Annotated in this window: 17 protein-coding genes and 1 pseudogene; 6 read left to right on the top strand and 12 right to left on the bottom strand. The window is 42.2% G+C overall.

Annotated features, from left to right (window positions below):
• Positions 1-133: 133 nt before the first annotated feature.
• On the bottom strand, positions 134-319 hold the full coding sequence (locus HM131_RS20035; protein WP_085031550.1) for an H-type small acid-soluble spore protein: 186 nt from the start codon (positions 317-319) through the stop codon (positions 134-136).
• A gap of 174 nt (positions 320-493) precedes the next feature.
• Here HM131_RS20035 and HM131_RS20030 point away from each other — a divergent pair, with 174 nt between their 5' ends.
• Positions 494-1405 carry an endonuclease I family protein gene (locus tag HM131_RS20030; RefSeq protein ID WP_085031548.1) on the top strand — a complete coding sequence of 304 codons (912 nt, stop codon included), beginning with the start codon at positions 494-496 and terminating at the stop codon, positions 1403-1405.
• Positions 1406-1475: 70 nt separating this feature from the next.
• Here the strand turns inward: HM131_RS20030 and HM131_RS20025 are convergent, their stop codons facing one another.
• From HM131_RS20025 to nadB, 4 genes are all read right to left on the bottom strand, one after another.
• Positions 1476-2099, bottom strand: a complete 624-nt coding sequence (locus HM131_RS20025; RefSeq protein WP_085031546.1) for a TetR/AcrR family transcriptional regulator — start codon at positions 2097-2099, stop codon at positions 1476-1478.
• A gap of 68 nt (positions 2100-2167) precedes the next feature.
• Positions 2168-3274 (bottom strand): quinolinate synthase NadA, encoded by a 1107-nt coding sequence (gene nadA, locus HM131_RS20020; RefSeq protein WP_085031544.1) that lies wholly within the window; start codon positions 3272-3274, stop codon positions 2168-2170.
• The gene (nadC, locus tag HM131_RS20015; protein WP_085031542.1) at positions 3271-4125 is read right to left on the bottom strand and encodes a carboxylating nicotinate-nucleotide diphosphorylase; all 855 of its coding nucleotides are present in this window, start codon (positions 4123-4125) and stop codon (positions 3271-3273) included. The genes nadA and nadC overlap by 4 nt, the downstream gene beginning before the upstream one ends.
• Complete coding sequence (gene nadB / locus HM131_RS20010; RefSeq protein WP_085031540.1) at positions 4106-5671, bottom strand: L-aspartate oxidase; 1566 nt, start codon at positions 5669-5671, stop codon at positions 4106-4108. The genes nadC and nadB overlap by 20 nt, the downstream gene beginning before the upstream one ends.
• A 101-nt stretch (positions 5672-5772) precedes the next feature.
• Here nadB and HM131_RS20005 point away from each other — a divergent pair, with 101 nt between their 5' ends.
• Both HM131_RS20005 and mscL read left to right on the top strand, forming a co-directional pair.
• Positions 5773-6903, top strand: coding sequence for an IscS subfamily cysteine desulfurase (locus HM131_RS20005; protein ID WP_085031539.1), 1131 nt, complete (start codon positions 5773-5775; stop codon positions 6901-6903).
• Between the two features lie 237 nt (positions 6904-7140).
• On the top strand, positions 7141-7632 hold the full coding sequence (mscL, locus tag HM131_RS20000; protein ID WP_085031537.1) for a large conductance mechanosensitive channel protein MscL: 492 nt from the start codon (positions 7141-7143) through the stop codon (positions 7630-7632).
• Positions 7633-7689: 57 nt separating this feature from the next.
• Here mscL and HM131_RS19995 read toward each other — a convergent pair whose 3' ends face one another.
• The 5 genes from HM131_RS19995 to HM131_RS19975 form a co-directional block, all read right to left on the bottom strand.
• On the bottom strand, positions 7690-7881 hold the full coding sequence (locus HM131_RS19995) for a hypothetical protein (RefSeq protein WP_085031535.1): 192 nt from the start codon (positions 7879-7881) through the stop codon (positions 7690-7692).
• Between the two features lie 103 nt (positions 7882-7984).
• Positions 7985-9220: a molybdopterin-dependent oxidoreductase gene (locus HM131_RS19990; RefSeq protein ID WP_232324833.1), complete on the bottom strand. Its 1236-nt coding sequence runs from the start codon at positions 9218-9220 to the stop codon at positions 7985-7987.
• 3 nt (positions 9221-9223) lie between these two features.
• Positions 9224-10261: a sensor histidine kinase gene (locus HM131_RS19985; protein WP_085031533.1), complete on the bottom strand. Its 1038-nt coding sequence runs from the start codon at positions 10259-10261 to the stop codon at positions 9224-9226.
• Positions 10258-10965 (bottom strand): response regulator transcription factor, encoded by a 708-nt coding sequence (locus HM131_RS19980; protein ID WP_085031531.1) that lies wholly within the window; start codon positions 10963-10965, stop codon positions 10258-10260. The genes HM131_RS19985 and HM131_RS19980 overlap by 4 nt, the downstream gene beginning before the upstream one ends.
• 59 nt (positions 10966-11024) lie before the next feature.
• Positions 11025-11330, bottom strand: a complete 306-nt coding sequence (locus HM131_RS19975) for a hypothetical protein (protein WP_085031529.1) — start codon at positions 11328-11330, stop codon at positions 11025-11027.
• 161 nt (positions 11331-11491) lie between these two features.
• Here HM131_RS19975 and HM131_RS19970 point away from each other — a divergent pair, with 161 nt between their 5' ends.
• Both HM131_RS19970 and HM131_RS19965 read left to right on the top strand, forming a co-directional pair.
• Entirely contained in the window at positions 11492-11722 is a 231-nt protein-coding gene (locus tag HM131_RS19970; RefSeq protein WP_085031527.1) for a hypothetical protein, read from the top strand.
• Positions 11719-12466 (top strand): annotated as a pseudogene (locus HM131_RS19965) (AAA family ATPase). The gene HM131_RS19970 and the pseudogene HM131_RS19965 overlap by 4 nt, the downstream one beginning before the upstream one ends.
• A 211-nt stretch (positions 12467-12677) precedes the next feature.
• Here HM131_RS19965 and HM131_RS19960 read toward each other — a convergent pair.
• Together HM131_RS19960 and HM131_RS19955 are read right to left on the bottom strand one after the other, a co-directional pair.
• Positions 12678-13106: a BrxA/BrxB family bacilliredoxin gene (locus HM131_RS19960; protein WP_085031525.1), complete on the bottom strand. Its 429-nt coding sequence runs from the start codon at positions 13104-13106 to the stop codon at positions 12678-12680.
• Positions 13107-13116: 10 nt separating this feature from the next.
• Complete coding sequence (locus tag HM131_RS19955) at positions 13117-14265, bottom strand: conserved virulence factor C family protein (RefSeq protein WP_085031523.1); 1149 nt, start codon at positions 14263-14265, stop codon at positions 13117-13119.
• Between the two features lie 162 nt (positions 14266-14427).
• Here HM131_RS19955 and HM131_RS19950 point away from each other — a divergent pair, with 162 nt between their 5' ends.
• Positions 14428-17847: a hypothetical protein gene (locus HM131_RS19950; RefSeq protein WP_085031521.1), complete on the top strand. Its 3420-nt coding sequence runs from the start codon at positions 14428-14430 to the stop codon at positions 17845-17847.
• Positions 17848-17910 lie beyond the last annotated feature (63 nt).

The following is a 17910-nucleotide window of genomic DNA, read 5'->3' as shown; positions in this document are numbered from 1 at the left end:
ATATCTTCTTCAAGCGCTTCTTTATCAATGAACCGCTGCGCATACAACCACTTCAAGCTTGGTAACAAAGGTTATGGTACGTACGTTTCCGTAAGTACGGTTGGGAGAGGAAAGAGGTTAGTCACCTCCTCCTCTATTGCTGTGGTTCTTTCAATTCATATAAAGGAACTTCTTGATTCACATTCGGCTGATCCACCGGATGGATGCGGGCCATTTCGTTTCGCTCGATAACCTCTTCAATGTAAACCTCTCTATCCTGATGAGTCACGTTAATCATCTCAGGGGAGTTGAAGATTTCTTTTGCACGTTCTTTGTTCATAAGTAGGGTCCTCCTTTATGATGTACTAATCTTAATGTTCGCCTGAAAGGTCCAGGATATTCTTATCGTTGTAAATATTTAGTTAAGTATTTGAGTGTGAAGCATTAATAGTATTAAAGGAGGGAATTGGCCAGTAGAGGTAGTATAGAAAAAGTACCATAGGAGGAGGTCCCGATGGATAAAAAATTGCAGAAATTTATTTCCGTTTCCACGGATCAGCAGCATCTGAAAAATGTTCTAGCAAAAGTCAAAAGTAATAAAACGAAAATAAAAGAGGATGATCGAGTTTACTTTGATCGATCTAAAAACGAGGAAGCAAAAGCGGAGTATTATAAGTCCATTGATTTTTTGGATAAGAGTGACGGAACAATGGAAAAGATATTGGAACTCATCCAATCAACCCATCAGAACGAGTTAAGATATGATCCTAGTGACTATGTCTATCCCTGGGTCGATCTCCGGCCTGATGGAAAACTACAAAGCATTTATTCTGGTGAGAAAAGAGAACCGGAAGATGTTATCCAAGAGGATTATGAAGTATCGAAGAAAAGGAAAGAAAAAATGAAGAACAACGAAGGGACAGCTAAGGATCCTGTGAAAATGATGGAGGAGGTGGCAGCTGCATTTAAATACAACTGTGAACATGCCGTGCCTCAATCCTGGTTTAATGAGCAGGAACCAATGCGTGGTGACCTTCATCATCTATTTACTTGCGAACCTCTGTGTAATTCGATCAGAAGTAATTACCCTTACCATGATTTCGAAGGGTATCCGAAAGATGAGCAAGCAGATCTCAATCGCATCGAGGATCAGTGCGGGAAAGCGGAGAATGAATTGTTTGAACCGGAATATGCAAAAGGAACTGTAGCCCGTGCGATGCTTTATTTTTTACTTAGATATCCAGGTTGTATTGAAGCTTCTCATCGAAAAAAGATAGATGACGGTCTTTTACTAGAATGGCATAAACAAGAGCCGCCTGAAGTTTATGAACTCCACCGTAACCAGGCGATTTCCGAACTTCAGGGAAATCGGAATCCGTATATTGATTTTCCGATGGAGATGGCGGGTTTTGCTGAACTTGTGTAAAACGCTATATCGTCATTTGCCGATATATATCAGCAAATGACGATATATATCGGTGAAAAGGGATAGAATATCAGCGAATTGTATCTTTTTCTCCAAAGATAAATTTGATCTTAGCTCTAATTCCATTTAAAAAGTCCTCCATAGTAAGCTCTCCCTGATAAAGGTACATCAAAAATTCAAAACCGAGCGAACTATAGATGATTTCTGCCGCTTGATTAGAATCAAAGTCTTGGGAGAGCATGTCCTCATCCTTCAGGTGGTTCATAAATTCAATGAGCTCATCGACCAGCATGAAATCAAGACCTACAAATTTCTTAAAAATTTCTGGCTTCGATTGAAAGGCTTGAACGGCGATACCCATCATGTCACGGAACAGCGTTTTACTGAAATGCGTGTATCGTTCCACACGGCGATAGATATAGTGATACACCAAGTCAGAAACTTCTCGTTCATGATCACTGTCCGTAATTTTGTAATCCATCTCATCCATGTCATCTACGAATTCTTCTGAAAAAACTTCTACCAGCAATTCTGCTTTTGAATCAAAGTAATTGAAAAGTGTTCCTGTTCCAATATCTGCTCGTTTGGCCACTTCCTCTGTGATAGTCGCTTCATACCCTTTCGTGAAGAAAAGGTCACGAGCTTCATGTAAGATTCGCTCTTTGGTTAACTGTTTCTTTTCTTCTCGTCCCATTGTAAATCATCTCCCAATAAAAAATGAGTACGCTCAATTATGAGTGTACTCATTTTTATTCATTCAAGTCAAGGTCGCTCTAACATACGGTCTAAAGCTTTTTTGGCATCTAAAGCCATTTCCGGCTTTACTTTGATTAAATTTTGCGGTTGGCCATCTGCGATAGATTCCAGTGACCAGGCGAGATGAGGAAGGTCAATTCGATTCATCGTCAGGCACGGACACATTCTAGGGTTCAAGGAGATGATGTGCTGTTCAGGATGCTCTTGAATAATTCGGTTCACAAGGTTCATTTCGGTTCCGATTGCCCAGGCACTTCCGGGTGGAGCATTTTCAATTGCTTTGATGATGTAATTCGTCGAACCAGCTTCATCTGATAAGGCCACGACTTCGCGACTGCATTCAGGGTGGACAATAATTTTCATATCCGGATAATCTTCTCTAACTTGGTGGACGTTAGTGACAGTAAAGTTTTCATGGACAGAACAATGGCCTTTCCACAAAATCACTTTCACATCTTCTAATGGAACTTCATGAATTAATTCTTCTAGAATCGGATCCCAAACAGCCATTTGTTCGAGAGGAATACCTAAATCGTAAGCGGTGTTCCGCCCCAAATGCTGGTCAGGTAAGAATAGAATCCTTTCCTTCTGAGTAAATGCCCATTTAATCATACCGGCAGCATTAGAGGAGGTGACCGTTGCTCCGCCATGCTTTCCGACGAAAGCTTTAATTGCAGCTGTTGAATTCACATAGGTCAGAGGAAGAATCGTATCGTCAAACTTCTCCATCAGCTTAGTCCAAGCTTTTTCTGTTTGATTTATATTCGCCATATCAGCCATAGAGCATCCAGCCCTCATATCTGGAAGGTAGACGTGCTGATCTTCTCTAGTCAAAATGTCTGCCGTCTCCGCCATGAAGTGTACGCCAAGAAACACGATCGCTTCTGCTTCATGCTGGCTTGCAGAAAGCTGGGCAAGCTTTAGGGAGTCGCCGCGCACGTCAGCAAACTGAATGACTTCTTCTTTCTGATAATGATGGCCAGGTAGAAAAAGGCGGGAACCCATATGATGCTTCACATGCTGCACTCGTTGTTCCAGTTCCTCTACCCCCATTTCTTTGTAGGGATCAGGAAGGGTGGGAGTCGATTGTTCCATTATTTCAAATAGATTCATCGTTGTTCCTCCTTTATTTTCATAGATACTTTCGCGCTAATGTCTAAAGCTTGAACGGAGTGAGTGAGGGCACCTAATGAAATGTAATCAACAGAGAGATTACCGTAAGAAGCTACATTCTCTAGTGTGATTCCTCCAGATATTTCTGTTGTGATCGTCTCTGGGACAAGGGTGAGGAAGTGTTCAATGTATTCATGCGAGCAGTTATCAAACATAATACAATCTGCACCTGCTTTTACTGCCTCTAGAACCTGATTTTCATTCTCTGTCTCCACTTCAATCTTGACCATATGGCCGAGCTCGGCTCGCACTTTTTTTACCGCCTCCAAGATCGATCCGGCGAAAGCGATATGATTGTCTTTTATCATGACAGCATCATATAGCCCATAACGATGGTTAGCTCCACCTCCGGCTCTAACTGCATACTTTTCAAACATCCGAAGCCCGGGTGTTGTTTTCCGTGTATCACAAATCCGTGTATGTTCGCTATTCAACAGTTGAACCGCTTCGCTAGTTTTTGTAGCAATTCCGCTCATCCGTTGAATCAAATTGAGGATGACTCGCTCCCCTTTTAAAAGACTAGCCATCGGACCGCTTATAGTAGCGATGGGTACGCTGGAAGCGATAGCGGCTCCGTCTGAAATGTGGACCTGTGTCTCAATGGAGTTGTCTATCATACGAAAACCCTCATCAATGACTTGGGATCCGCAAAATATTCCATCTTGTTTACTAATAATAACCATTTCGCCTGCGGTATCATCTGGAAAAAGATAATCGCTTGTTACGTCATGGTCTCCAATATCTTCAATGAAGAATTCCTCTAACTTTCTCTTAAGTTTCAATTTGTTCATGGGTGTCCCTTCTTTCCAGAGTTCTTTGTTGCACGATTTGCTTCCTTTTCCATAACTCTATTTCCTCGGGGTAGTCACTTCGGAAATGACCACCGCGGCTTTCTTCTCGCTCTAGTGCAGAACACGTAATTAAATGAGAGGTTTGAAGCATCAACAAAATGTTTGCTTGTTCGATAGTGAGCAAGCTCAAATCAAATTTAGGAATTTCATCAATAGGAAAAGATTCCAGCCAATTTTTATGCTGTAGCAAGTCGATCTCTGATCTGACTATTCCTACACAGTCCATCATTCGTCTTTGAATTTCTTCTCTTGCAGGCAGTGGAAGTGAAGAAGGACTATGATCATAGACTCGTTCTACTGGTTTTTGAATATGGGTGAGATGATTGTGGTTAATATAATGGGCAAGTCTTTTTCCGTAAACCAAGGCTTCGAGCAGAGAATTACTCGCTAAGCGGTTGGCACCGTGGACACCAGAACAGGCAGCTTCACCGATTGCGTAGAGGCCGCTTACCGTTGTTCTCCCCAATTGATCAATGCTGACCCCTCCCATGGAAAAGTGACATCCAGGGGCAACTGGAATGAATCCTTTCTCAATAGAAATGTCATTACGCTCGCACATAGACGTTATCGTTGGAAATCGTTTTGGGAAATTTGGAATAGAACGAATATCTAGGTAAACGTGCCCGCCTTTATGTAAATGAGCGTATATCGTTTGAGCAACTACATGCCGTGGTGCTAAATCTTTTAGAGGGTGGATATTCTGCATCAGCCGGTTTCCTTTTTCATCAGTAAGCTCAGCACCTTCGCCTCTGACTGCTTCTGAAACGAGTCCTTTTGTTTCTCCATTCTTGAAAAGCAAGGTTGGGTGAAATTGAATGAACTCCATATCAGAAAGCTCAGCTCCAGCTAAATACGCCAGCGCCATCCCATCCCCTGTGACTGTTTCTGCGTTCGAGGTGTACGTGTACAATTGACCGCACCCTCCCGTTCCGAGCACAACATGGGGAGCTGTATATAAGTGATGACTTCCATCCGGACTTTTACTTCTAACTCCGCAGCATTCCCCTGCGGCATCCTTCACAAGTTCAAAAACGAACTGATTTTCATAGATTGAGATATTGGAGGAAAGTTTTGAAATCAATCCTTCAACTATTCGTCTTCCTGTCTGATCGCCTCCCCCATGAACGATTCGGTTATAGCTATGAGCCCCTTCTTTTCCAAGTGCCAGTGATCCACTCGCATCATAATCAAAAACACACCCGTCCTGGATAAGATTATGGACAATCTCTGGAGCTTCACTGGTCATTTGAAGTGTTTTGGAGGAGTCGTTCATGTATCTTCCAGCTTCCATCGTATCTAAGTAGTGGGCACAAGGATGGTCCTCCTCATGCAGAGCGGCAGCAATGCCACCTTGAGCATAGGTTGAGTTGCTTTGGCGCAGCTTTGACTTTGTGAGAACAATCACATTTAAATCCTTGCGTAAGTGTCTCGCTAATTGCAGGGATGCGATGCCGCTTCCTACAATAATGACGTCCGCTTTGTTCATTCCATTCCTCCTGTAAATTTACACATGTATTGACACCTATATTTACACACAATTAAACTTATGACAAGTGTTTTATATAAAAAAGGGAGAGGAAAAGTGAAATGACGACTTATTTCGACTATGCCGCTACTTGTCCAATTCAGGAAGAAGCGCTTGAAGCCTATATAAGGGGTTCTAGAGAATTTTACGGAAATACAAGCAGTTTACATGATGCGGGGACAAAAGCGAGTGCGCTCTTAGAGCATTGCCGAAAAACATTTTCAACACTGATTAATGCTGAAGCGGAAGGGATTTATTTTACGAGCGGAGGAACGGAGAGCAATATAATTGGGCTTCAGGCATTATTAGACGCTCATCCTGGAAACCACATTATTGCATCAGATGCTGAACACTCATCCATACAGAATCTACTTACAAAATTTGAGCAGGAAGGATATGAGGTAAGTAGGGTACCTTTAACTTCAGCTGGGTTTGTCGATGTAAATCAACTGGAGGAGTTGATGAGTAAAGATACGGCGATCGTTACAATTCAGCATGTTAACGCAGATATTGGTACCATTCAGCCGATTCAACGAATCCATTCTCTTTGTAAAAAATGGGGAAGTCTATTTCATAGTGACTGCGTTCAGTCTTTTGGAAAAATCGACCTCACAGCCATCACGCCTTACTTAGACAGTCTGTCCATTTCCAGTCATAAAGTGTATGGTCCAAAAGGAGTAGGAGCCGTCTATATCCGACCAAGTTTGTCATTCATGCCTCTATTGCCGAATACCACTCATGAATCTGGAGTGAGAGCAGGAACTCTCAATACCCCTGGTGTCGCTGGTTTTACTGTGGCAGCTGAGCACTGTGTCCATACACTTGAAGAACATCAAACGATTATCCAAAAGCATAAGGAATATTTTCTGGAATTAATGGGGGAGGTCTCCTCAGAACTGACGATTTTCGGAGAGTTGAACGAAGTTCCTATACTTGGATTAGGCATTGATGGAACAGACGGCCAGTGGACAATGCTTGAGGCAAATCGTAAAGGATATGCTTTTTCTACAGGCAGTGCCTGTCAGGCAAGAAGTGATGGACCACCCAAAACTCTTTTGTCCATGGGGGTTTCTGAACAAGAAGCCAAAACATTTATCCGCTTGTCTTTCAGTCATCTTCACTCGAAAGAGGACATAGAGGGTCTGGCCATGTGTTTAAAGAAAGTTATAGCAGATCGAAAATCAAAAGTATAATGAGCAGGTACACTTTAAGCGAACTCTTTGTATATCATCCAGTTCATACGTCTTCACTCTGAAATTTAAAAGGGACAGATCTTTGAGTAGCAAGTGCATAGCGAAACGGATGGTGCCAAATTCAGAAGCAGGAAGATAAATTTGGTGGTAGGTAGAAATGATAAACTCTACATTCACTCACTTTCTCATAGTTTGTCCCGTTTCCTCATAGACATAAGGGGAGAGAGGAGAGATAGGATGGGGTTGTTTCGTGAATTCCGCGAGTTCACTGTCAGGGGGAGCGCGGTCGATATGGGAGTCGGGATGGTGTTAGGCGCGGCTTTTAGTGGATTCATCGATTCGCTCGTCACAGACATCCTTCTTCCGCCAATCGGACTATTGTATTCGAAAATGAATTTTGAGAGTTTGTTTATAAGTCTGACAGGAGATTTTTATCCTTCTTTATCTGCAGCAAAGGAAGCAGGGGCTGCAACCATTAATTATGGGTTGTTTATTACAGCCACTGTGAGGTTTTTGATCATTCTATTTGCTGTTTTTTTAGTGGTGAGACAGATCAACCGTTGGAAAAAACCCCACCAGCATCCGTTGCATTCGATGACAAAAAAAGAATGCCCTTATTGTTGCATGCCAATTCCAACTCAGGCAGTTATTTGTCCAAACTGCGCTTCTTCTCTTGCGAAAAAAGAGGATCGGTGGAAGTCTTCCAAACCGAAGTGGAGAGTAAAATAAATACGTTTCTATGAATGAAAAGAAGGTGAACCTGTTCATTAGGTCCACCTTCTTGCTTTATTTTTCTTCAGTTTCTGTTTCCGTACCTTCTTCAGAACCGGATTCAGAACCAGAATCGCCTTCCATATCACCGGATTCCTGTTCTTCTTGTTGCTCTTGTTCTTCCGTATCGCCTTCTTCTTCTCCACCACAAGCAGCTAAAGTAAGTACTGAAACGAGTCCAATGGCAAGCATCCATTTTTTCAACATTCGTGCATATCCCCTTTCAAAAATAGAGTACATCTTATTTTTACCTTATTTTTGTAAAAGGAGAATGAACAAGATATAAACTATTGGTAAATATTCAAAATATTCACGATTTGATCCAGGCATTTTTATCGTAGCCTCGCTTTTCCCAGTACCCGATATGCTCATGGTCGATCAATTCAATGCGGTTTAGCCACTTTACTGACTTATAGGCGTACATTTTAGGAACGATCAACCGGACTGGACCACCGTTACGATTCTCGATGAGCTCACCGTCAATCAGCATCGCGACCATAATGTCATCACCCATTGCCTGTTCAATTGTTAAGGTGTCGGTGTACACACCGTCCTGGGAGTAAAATTTCACATATTTGGCTTCCTTTTTGATGGTGGCCCGTTCCAGCAAATCTTTCAGTTTAATTCCTTCCCACGTAACATCATAGACGCTCCAGCCTGTCACACAGTGGAAATTCGATACTTGCACATCACGATTCAGCTCGACAAATTGCTTCCAATTCCATGATTGAGGTTGGTCTACGAGTCCGTCGATTTTGAAGGAAAAATTTTGATCGTTGATTTCCGGCATCGTTGTTACCGTGTAATAACGAAAGTTTCCTCTTCGCCCTCCGCCAATCGGAGGCTTCGACTTGGTGGATGGTGAAGGTAAAGGGGAAAACGCTTCTGTTAGCGGTAACGGTGACGAGGACGGAGGGGGGGAAGGTGATCCTAGATAAGGTTTTACCCATTGATAGATGAACGGTGTAAATATCAATGCTATCGCGGCACCTGTCCCGCGTCGTAAAAGCGTACGCCTGCTTAATATTGGGTTCCCGTCCTCGATGACCATCCTTTTCTCCTTTAGTTTTTCTAATCGTTGCTTTTCCAATTTTTTAAACCACAAGCTTCTCGTAATGCTGTGATAAATAAGGTAAGGCACGCCAATCCATGTCATGAGATCGTGGACAACTAAAGCAAAAGAACTGAACCAGGGGGCGAAGCTGCGGTGATAAGTTAAGACAAGCCCTGACAGAATCAATGATACAAGAATAATTAAGACGACGTAGAGGTTCTGTCTGTTGGCTTTTCTTTTTCGAAGTGTTTGTAAGTGACGAATCATTTTTGGCCCATAGAAAACTAACGGTAGAATACTGACAAAACCTGCCCAAATATGAACGTCTTTCACCCAGATTCTTACTTGTGGAACCCACTGCCTGAAATCAGAGGAGACGAGGATGAGGCCGGTAAAAGCGAGAAAAGTGAAGAGGATGGCGTTCCAGTGGTGAACCTGTTTTAACTGTTGTCCAAATTTCTTCTGCAGTTGATAGAACACGCTTGTATCCACGTTTTACACTCCTTCAAGTGGCAATAGAATTTGAAAAGTGGCCCCTTTTCCTGGCTCGCTGTTCACATTGATCTTGCCTTTATGGGCCTCGACGATATGTTTAGCTATAGCAAGTCCTAGTCCCGTACCTGCGTACTTTTGGTTTCGAGACGCTTCGATACGATACGTACGCTCAAAAATAAGTTCATGATGCTCTTTACTAATTCCTTCTCCTTGATCAGAAACTGCCAGTAGGAGAGTTGAATCATTTTGCTGGATGAGAATATCGATATTGGTATCTGGGTTAGAGTGACGCATGGCATTATCAAGGAGGTTAATCATAACCCGTTTCATTTTTTCTTTGTCAAAAAGTGCTTTTTGCACACGGTCAGGCAAATCTATAATCACCTGTCTACCTTGTTCTTCAAGGGAAAAGCGTTTATGCTCCATTACCTCAAGTAGCCACTGGTCAAGGGAGACCCATTCTTTATGGAGTTCCATTTTTCCAGAATCATAGACGGAGAGTTCGAAAAGCTGCTGGATCATTTGGTCAAGTCGCTCGACTTCGAGAGAAATCGTATGCATATACTGAGCCTTGGACTTTGGATCATCCACGATGCCATCTTGGATTGCTTGAATAAATGCCCTAATGGAAGACATTGGAGTTCGGAGGTCATGAGAGATATTGGCAACGAGTTCACGCCTGGACTTTTCCGCCTTTTGAATCTGTTGGAAAGATTGTCGTAATCGGTGGTTCATGTCATTGAATTGACGGGTGAGAAAGCGGATTTCTTTCGGTCCTTCTTCAGGAATCGGTGAACCGAAATCTTGGCTTGAAATGTGTTGAGCCTCATCCGTTAATCGCTGGATGGATCTCTCTACTGGGGAAGTTAATAAGTAATAAACCAAGAAAGAAAGGACGGCAGAGAATAAGGTAAGAACGGAAAGCCACACAATCATTTTGACAGATAGAAGCATAGAGAAATAACTGATGATTAAAAAAGTACTCATAAGGAGAATACTGCTTCCATTGGCAAGTAAAAAAATCGTTTTAATCTTCATCGTGATTCCCCCGGATCGAACTTATATCCGATTCCCCACACCGTATGGAGCAGAGTAGGGTGTGAAGGATCTTTTTCTATCTTTTCCCTCAACCGGCGAAGATGAACCGTAACAGTTGTCGTGTCGCCCTCATAGACCGTATCCCAAATCTGATGGAGCAGTTGGCTTCTTGAAAACACTTGTTTCGGATGCGTTACTAAAAGGTACAGCAAATCGAATTCTTTCACGGTCAAGTTTACAGCTATTCCATGAGCAGTCACTTCTCTCGTGATTGTATTTAAAGTGATTCCTCCTGTTTCAATCGTTTCATTCGTATGTTGAGTAGAAGGCCTGGACGAATCGATCAACCGGAAGATTGATTTGACTCGCAGCACGAGCTCCTGAGGATTGAAGGGTTTACTCATATAGTCATTTGCCCCAATTGTAAGGCCGAATAATCGGTCATAATCCTCTGATTTGGCCGTTAGCATAAGAATCGGGGTTTCATCATTTGTGCGGACTGTCTCACAAACCCTCCACCCATCAACTTTAGGCATCATCAAGTCAAGGATGATGAGATCAGGCTGATGCTTTTTCCATAGGTCCAGGGCTTTCTGACCGTCATCAGCCGTGTGAATTTGGTAGCCTTCTCGTTCTAAATAACGCTTGCAAACATCCACAATGGAAGCCTCGTCATCCGCGATCAAAACAGACTTCTGGTTCATGTCCAATCCCCCTATCTTTTCTTTCTATCATAGCATGAACCGTAGGAGGGGGAAGGCTATTACTGTTCTTCCATAGAATCTTCTTCCATGTTCTCGTCGCTTTCCTTTTCCCCTTCCATATCGCTACCTTCGCTGTCCATGTCACCTTCGTCCATATTTGAGTCATCATCGCTCATATCTTCTTCCATGTCACCCTCCATCTCTGAGTTCTCGTCATTCATTTCTCCAGAGTCACTGTTCATCTCATCGTTTTCCACCTCTTCCTGCTGTTCTTCATCCATTTGTTCTTCTTCCCCACTTCCAGATCCGCAAGCAACTAAAGTCAAGGTAGAGGCGACTCCGATAATCAATAACCATTTTTTCATCGTACGTTTCATCTCCTTTCGGTTTGAACTAAGTGTATCGAACAGGACTTACAGATCACTTAAGTAAATCTTACAAAAGTATTAAAAGTGTTCGATTCTTTTATGAAAAGGAATGAAACAATTGACAGACCGAAAACGTAAAAAAGGGAAGAGGTGTTTTCATGAAAAAGTTTATCGTGTTCTTGCTCAGCTTCATTGTCTTATGGGGGGGAGGTGAATGGCTGATTGGACTCATTCTTACTTTGATGTATCAACCTAAATTCGATTCAGTAGCTGTATCTTCACCATCTGATGCCGGTATCTTCTCGGCCTTCCCTGAACTCATAGCTGCATCCGTGGCCTATTTTCTTGTTGTAAATAAACGCGTGAAAGGAAGGGGCGGTGAAAAATGAAGCGGAAACGAGAAAATCAATACTTAAAACAGGTCTTTTTACGCTCAGATAAAATTAGCAGCTTCAAGCGTTCCGTTTACTCTGCCAGTATTAAAACAATTCAGTGAGTTAGATTTTCACCCAAATGTCATCTGTGTGATAGGTGAAAACGGTATGGGCAAGTCCACTTTACTAGAGGCGATAGCTGTTGGATTAGGGTTTAATTCCGAGGGTGGGATGAAGAATTTTAATTTTTCCAGTTACGATTCTCATTCAGACTTGGATCAATATTTACGTCTAGTCAGAGGACCCTACAAACCTAAGGATCATTTCTTTTTCAGGGCTGAGACTTTTTACAATGTTGCGACCAAGATAGAAGAGATGGCTTTAGGAGGAGCAAAGGTTGTCGACGCCTTTGGTGGAAAATCTCTACATGAGCAATCCCATGGCGAATCTTTTTTTGCAGCTTTCAATGAGAGGTTCAGAGGCGATGGTCTCTATATCTTGGATGAACCAGAAGCGGCTCTTTCCCCGTTAAGGCAGATGGCAGTGCTTGCCCGGATTCATGAGTTAGTCAAATAAGGATCACAGTTCGTTATTTCTACACACTCTCCATTACTGATGGCTTATAAGGATTCTAAAATCATCCAGTTGCAAGAAGATGGGATGAAAGAAGTCCTGTTAGAACAAACGGATCATTATAAGGTAATGAAGCAGTTCTTCGATGATAAAGACCGCCTACTTCATCATTTGTTTAAAGCTTAGGAGAATGAGGGCTTTTTTCACAAATAAAGTGACTAGGAACTCTCGTATTCTCCTATAATGTGAGGTTTTCTATGGTGTTGATGGAGGCTGTTTTCTATCCATCAACAAACTCCTTCAACGTAAAGAGTTGTTTTTCAATTATTCTTGCTCGTCCCTAAATACAATAGAATTCCTAAGTAAAAAAGCGCCCTGTTAAAGGACGCTTTAGAAATTAGCAGTATTGGTTGTAAGCAGTAGTCAAGTTATCAACAATTTCTTCAACCTCGTGATCTTCAATCTCTTCGCGCGGGATGAAGTGAAGGATCTGGCCATCCTTTAACAGAGCCATAGAAGGGGAAGATGGTTCATAGCCTTCCAAATAGTCTCGCATACGAGCAGTGGCTTCACGATCTTGCCCGGCAAAAACAGTAACAAGGTGTTCAGGTTTCTTTTCATTGTTTAAGGATTCTCTAGCAGATGGACGGGCAAGTCCTGCTGCACAGCCGCAGACAGAATTGATAACGACAAGAGAAGTGCCTTTTGCAGAGGTGATGAATTCATCAACTTCTTCCGGTGTTGTTAATTCGGAGAAACCGGCATTGGTTAATTCATCACGCATTGGTTGAGAGATTTCTTTCATATATGCTTCATATGGATTCATAGTAATCCTCCTATTGTTGTTTGTTTTTAGTGGCTTGAGTCATTTGGTGCCACACAGAGCCTTTGGCTTCTTCGCCGCCTTCAATCCGTTCAATGGCCATGTTGATTTGTAAACGGACTTCGAACTCCGGATCTTTTGCTGCTTCTTTTAGAGCAGGAAGAGCGGTTTCATCACCAAGTTCATATAAGAACATCGCAGCACGCCAGCGAACAAGCTTATTGGAATCCAATAAGGATTCAATCATTTTTGGCATGGCCTCTTTAAAGCCTAAGTCAGAGATGCAGTCACCAGCTGTGCGGCGAACCGTAACTGTCTTATCATTTAAAGCTTTGTATAGATAAGGGAGTGTCTCCAATTCTTCAATCATTCCTAAGTACGCAGTGGCGAGTCTGCGAATCGACGCTTTCTCATCATCTAACGCCTTGTCCAAAATACGATAATCATCAGCAGTAGGATTCATTCGGTCCAAAGCAGCATACCGAACTTTCCAGTCGTCATGATCCAACGTTTCTAACGTAACCTTCGACTCGCTGCGAGCAGGTTCGGGAGCATCCGATTCCTCATCAAACGCTTGTTTAACAAGGGATTCAAGTCGTTCTTCGTCGTAACTTGCGGAGATTTCTTCTTTGACTTGTTCGCCGATTTCATCCGAGTCACCATAACGAGGACTTTGCTCCACCCACTGGCGTTCCATGATCATATTCGGAGAAGCTGGGGCAGCTTTCATGGCTGCATTCATGAACCGTTCGGGTAGACCGACACGTTTTTCTTCATCCCCGTCTTCAAGCTTTACCTGCATGGGAATGCCACGGAACATTTGTACGTGAACTTTTACTTCGCCAAATGAATCATCGGCTTGAGGCTGGTCCCCATCAGTTGTCGATTCCTCTTCATTTAAAGTAGAGCCGAATACGGAACGGACTTCAGGAAGAATCGTTTCCCATGAGACTCTCGCATTACGTTCAAGCGCAATGAAGTCGAGCACATGATATAGACCTTTTACACCCTCAATTTCAAAGAGTTGCTTAACAAAATCAGGGGCACCACTCGTGTCATCCCCCTGTTTATAGTTATGAGTTTCACCATCAGGCAGCTGCTCATTTAAGTTGATTTTCATTGAGTTAGGGCTAGGCGTTGGTTCTATCGATACAATTTTCATTCGTCATTCCCCCTAATCACTTGTATAGGATTTATTTTATCAAAGAATCCAGGTCTCATCCATGAATAGGATAAGAGAGAGTATTGTATTGGAAATAAAAGGTTGAAACTATTTCGTTAATTGTGTAATATTACACTAAAATAGCGTAGGGGAGGGGAAAGGGTGTCTCATTTATCAGAGGAAAAGAAACAGGAAATTCTTAAAGACAAGCTGATTCAGTTGTGGAGTAACGGCTACCTGTCAGAAGAAGAGTACATGAAAGTAGTAGAGGCTAATCGTTCCTTTATAGAAGATCGTGATCATAAAAAACGGAATGTAGAAGAAGGGAAAAAGGACGAAGTTATCCAAGTAGCAGCTGAACCTTTACAAACAAAGTCCAAAGAACCAGCCAAAACCCCGAAGAAGAAAGTAAAGACAGCAGAGCAGATTCGCGAACGAAATATTACATGGTCACTCATTATAGGTGTTTCGCTCTTGCTTATTACAGGGCTAATTGTTGCAACAAGCCAGTGGGATCAAATGGGGGCAGGACTAAAAGTGTTCTCTATTTCGTTTGTTTCCCTGTTTTTCCTGGGATTGAGCTACATCACAGGGCGATTTCTCAAAATCACCCAGACCGCATTTGCATTTCTAACTTTAGGAAGTCTGCTCATTCCCATCGTAATCCTTGCGATCGGTTATTTTGATCTGTTTGGCAGTTACTTATCGTTGTTTGGGGAAGGGAAGTATCTTCTTGGCTTACTTGGGACATTGATTCCGCTCCCGTTATACATTCGGAATGCATACGCTCATTCCTCCAGGTTGTATGTATGGATATCCCTGGTGTTCTTATCCCTGGCGGTAGGCTTTGCTCTAGGTGCGCTTCCGTTGAATGTTGATGCTTTTTATTTGATGCTGATGATCTACAATGCAAGTTTGCTTCTCGTTTACGTCCGTTTCAAAGATTCGAAGAGATGGCAGTTGTTTTTGAAGGAAGTTCCTTTATATGCTCAGTTGAATCTTGTCCTTTCAACTGTTTTATTGTTGTTTTTCTTTGAAAGTGGAGTTTTTTACAGCTTCAACCTACTGTTAACGGCAAGTATTTATATGGCGATGGTATTTGTCTACAAAACCAAAGAGTACCAATTTGTCTTCTCAGTCATGGTCGTTTATGCCGTGTATCAGCTTGTTGAACACTCACCTTTACAGTCGGTCGATGTTACGGTCTATGCTGTTGTCGGTTTGATTTACTTAGGTTTTGCCAATGTATTTAAGAACCATAGATTTATAGAAAAAGTGTTTCGTTATACGAGTGGTGTTGTTTCATTCTTTGCTTTCATCTATATCAGTTACGAAAGCATTGCTTTAAGAGGGGAAGAAGGATCATGGTTTCTTTTGGCTGCTTATGGGATCATTACGGCCAATTACCTGATTCTTTCCAACCTTACAAAGCATCCTGTTTTCGCTTATATGTCGCCGGTCTTTTTCTTCGTCACGCTATGGCAGTTGTGGGAGTTAACCAAATCAGGACCGCTTTTCTTGTTCATGTTCATAGGCGCTTCTGTTTTGTTGGTTTATGTAGGCTTATTGACAAAGCAGCGCTCTCTGAAATCCGTCCAGGATAGCTCCTTTTATGTATCCGTTTTTGTCTTGATCGCATGTATCGCTTACAGCTTGAATGAGTTGTTTTACGGATATAGTTCACTCATGTTTTTAATCATTGCTATCCTTGCTTATCTTGTTAAAAGAAAAACAGTTAGTAAGGATATTAAAGAAACAACCTATTGGATTCAACCAGTGACGCTATGCTTGTCTGCAGTTCTTTTCTATAATCCGCTGGTTAATCTGTATCCTTCATATGAGGAAGGTTTAGCCCTTCCTTTTCACTTAGCAGTAGCGGGGATTTCACTTTTAGCTATTCATTACGGTTGGGTGAGATTCAAAGAGAAAGGATTAGCGAAATCTACATTTTACGTAGGGCAGGGCACCTATATACTGGCTATGATCTTACTATTAAATAACGCACAAATTGACCCAGTTGTTATCAGGCCATTGCTTCTGTTTGTTGGTATTGGCATGATGGGGGGGCTTGTGCAGTATTCAAAAGAGCGATTACTGTGGGTGCTCGTCTCAATTGTGACCCTTTCCTTCTACACATCCTTACTAGACACTTTTGCATTTGAGACGTTTTCTTCTTTCGTTATTTATATGAGTTTTGCACCTGTCCTTTTAATTTTGATTGGGGAGATTGGTGAAAAGAATAGACTTGAGCTCCGTCCATACTTCTATGGAACAGCGCATATTCTTCTTCCATTGATTATAGCTGCTATTATGCTGGATCAAATAAATGTGCCGACGATCCATCCCTTGGTTTTATGTGTACCGCTCAGCCTTTATGGGTTCAGTACGTTTTTAGCGAAAAGGGAATGGGAGATCAAACTCATGCTGTACGGATTTTTGACGGTCTTGTTTTTCCTTATTTCCACGCTCCCAAGTTATTATCGATGGTGGACTACGGTACCAAATGAGTATGCCTTCTACCTAACCAGTATAGTGATTACGGGAATATGGGGTGCAGCACCTTATGTGTGGAAGCGAAGAATGGAATGGTATGCGATTCCGTTTTCCATACTCGGGCTGTTTTTGCTTATCACTAGATTTGAAGATATCCCCACAATTGAGTTGTTACCGATCCTCAGTTACGTTTGTCTCATCCAATTCTTTTTACACCGTCGAGAATGGTCACTCGTTCGATTTATCCCGTTATTGATGATGATTGATCTCTTGGAGAAGGTGAGTAACGGCTGGGAGCACGAGTTACTCATCATTGCCCTGGTTGGTTGTATAGTCACTCTTCTTGCAGCCGGCCGCTTCTTCCATAGATTACTAATTGGATCTGGTGTTAAAGTGGATGCCTACTCATGGACAGCGCTTGTGTATTTGTTCTATTTGAATACAGTAACGGCTATGGACGAAAATGTCTGGATCAGAATTATTCCGGTCCTATTAGCTGGGCTATGGTTCTTTTTAAACGCATCTAAGTGGCCACAGCCTTTAGGAAACAAGATTTTCTACACAGCTGGGGTGATCAGTCTTTACACTTCCTATAGTTTGGTTTTGCTTGATTATCGTGAATGGATTCCTGATTTAATCGAAGCTGAGCTTCAAGTCTTGCCAGTCCTAGTCATTCTTTCTTTTCTGAGAGGACGAAAGTGGAAAGAGTATCCTTATATGATGAATCACATTCAGTTTGGGGTCGTTCTGCTTGTCGCTGCTTACCTCGTGATTGACGCGATTCAAAGCCATACAATTTGGGATGCTTGGATGATTGGCGGTTTATCGTTGATCTCAATGATTTTAGGAATGCAGTTCCGTATCAAATCCTACTTTTTTGTTGGGATGGGTGTTCTAATCTTCAATGTCATCTATCAGACAAGACCTTATTGGGGGAACGTCCCGTGGTGGGTTTACTTGCTGTTAGCCGGACTGCTTCTTATTGGAATCGCCAGTTACAATGAATGGCAGAAGCAGCGTTCTGTTTCTGAGAAGCCTGTGGAACGAAAATTGAAACGACTTTGGTTATCTTTAAAAAAATGGAATTAAATGAAGTTCGTTGTGTAGGAGTCTGTGAGGAAGACAGCCTCCTGCTTTTTTTGCAGATTTTAT

The organism is Halobacillus mangrovi, assembly GCF_002097535.1.
GTDB classification, from domain to species: Bacteria; Bacillota; Bacilli; order Bacillales; family Halobacillaceae; genus Halobacillus; species Halobacillus mangrovi_A.
Note: the sequence above shows the minus strand (reverse complement) of the source record. Positions and strands in the feature narration are given on the sequence as shown.

Excerpts from the sequence above, each read along its gene's own strand:
- HM131_RS20035 (WP_085031550.1), bottom strand. The coding sequence starts at position 319 with ATGAACAAAGAACGTGCAAAAGAAATCTTCAACTCCCCTGAGATGATT.
- HM131_RS20030 (WP_085031548.1), top strand. The coding sequence starts at position 494 with ATGGATAAAAAATTGCAGAAATTTATTTCCGTTTCCACGGATCAGCAG.
- HM131_RS20025 (WP_085031546.1), bottom strand. The coding sequence starts at position 2,099 with ATGGGACGAGAAGAAAAGAAACAGTTAACCAAAGAGCGAATCTTACAT.
- nadA (WP_085031544.1), bottom strand. The coding sequence starts at position 3,274 with ATGAATCTATTTGAAATAATGGAACAATCGACTCCCACCCTTCCTGAT.
- nadC (WP_085031542.1), bottom strand. The coding sequence starts at position 4,125 with ATGAACAAATTGAAACTTAAGAGAAAGTTAGAGGAATTCTTCATTGAA.
- nadB (WP_085031540.1), bottom strand. The coding sequence starts at position 5,671 with ATGAACAAAGCGGACGTCATTATTGTAGGAAGCGGCATCGCATCCCTG.
- HM131_RS20005 (WP_085031539.1), top strand. The coding sequence starts at position 5,773 with ATGACGACTTATTTCGACTATGCCGCTACTTGTCCAATTCAGGAAGAA.
- mscL (WP_085031537.1), top strand. The coding sequence starts at position 7,141 with ATGGGGTTGTTTCGTGAATTCCGCGAGTTCACTGTCAGGGGGAGCGCG.
- HM131_RS19995 (WP_085031535.1), bottom strand. The coding sequence starts at position 7,881 with ATGTTGAAAAAATGGATGCTTGCCATTGGACTCGTTTCAGTACTTACT.
- HM131_RS19985 (WP_085031533.1), bottom strand. The coding sequence starts at position 10,261 with ATGAAGATTAAAACGATTTTTTTACTTGCCAATGGAAGCAGTATTCTC.
- HM131_RS19980 (WP_085031531.1), bottom strand. The coding sequence starts at position 10,965 with ATGAACCAGAAGTCTGTTTTGATCGCGGATGACGAGGCTTCCATTGTG.
- HM131_RS19975 (WP_085031529.1), bottom strand. The coding sequence starts at position 11,330 with ATGAAAAAATGGTTATTGATTATCGGAGTCGCCTCTACCTTGACTTTA.
- HM131_RS19970 (WP_085031527.1), top strand. The coding sequence starts at position 11,492 with ATGAAAAAGTTTATCGTGTTCTTGCTCAGCTTCATTGTCTTATGGGGG.
- HM131_RS19960 (WP_085031525.1), bottom strand. The coding sequence starts at position 13,106 with ATGAATCCATATGAAGCATATATGAAAGAAATCTCTCAACCAATGCGT.
- HM131_RS19955 (WP_085031523.1), bottom strand. The coding sequence starts at position 14,265 with ATGAAAATTGTATCGATAGAACCAACGCCTAGCCCTAACTCAATGAAA.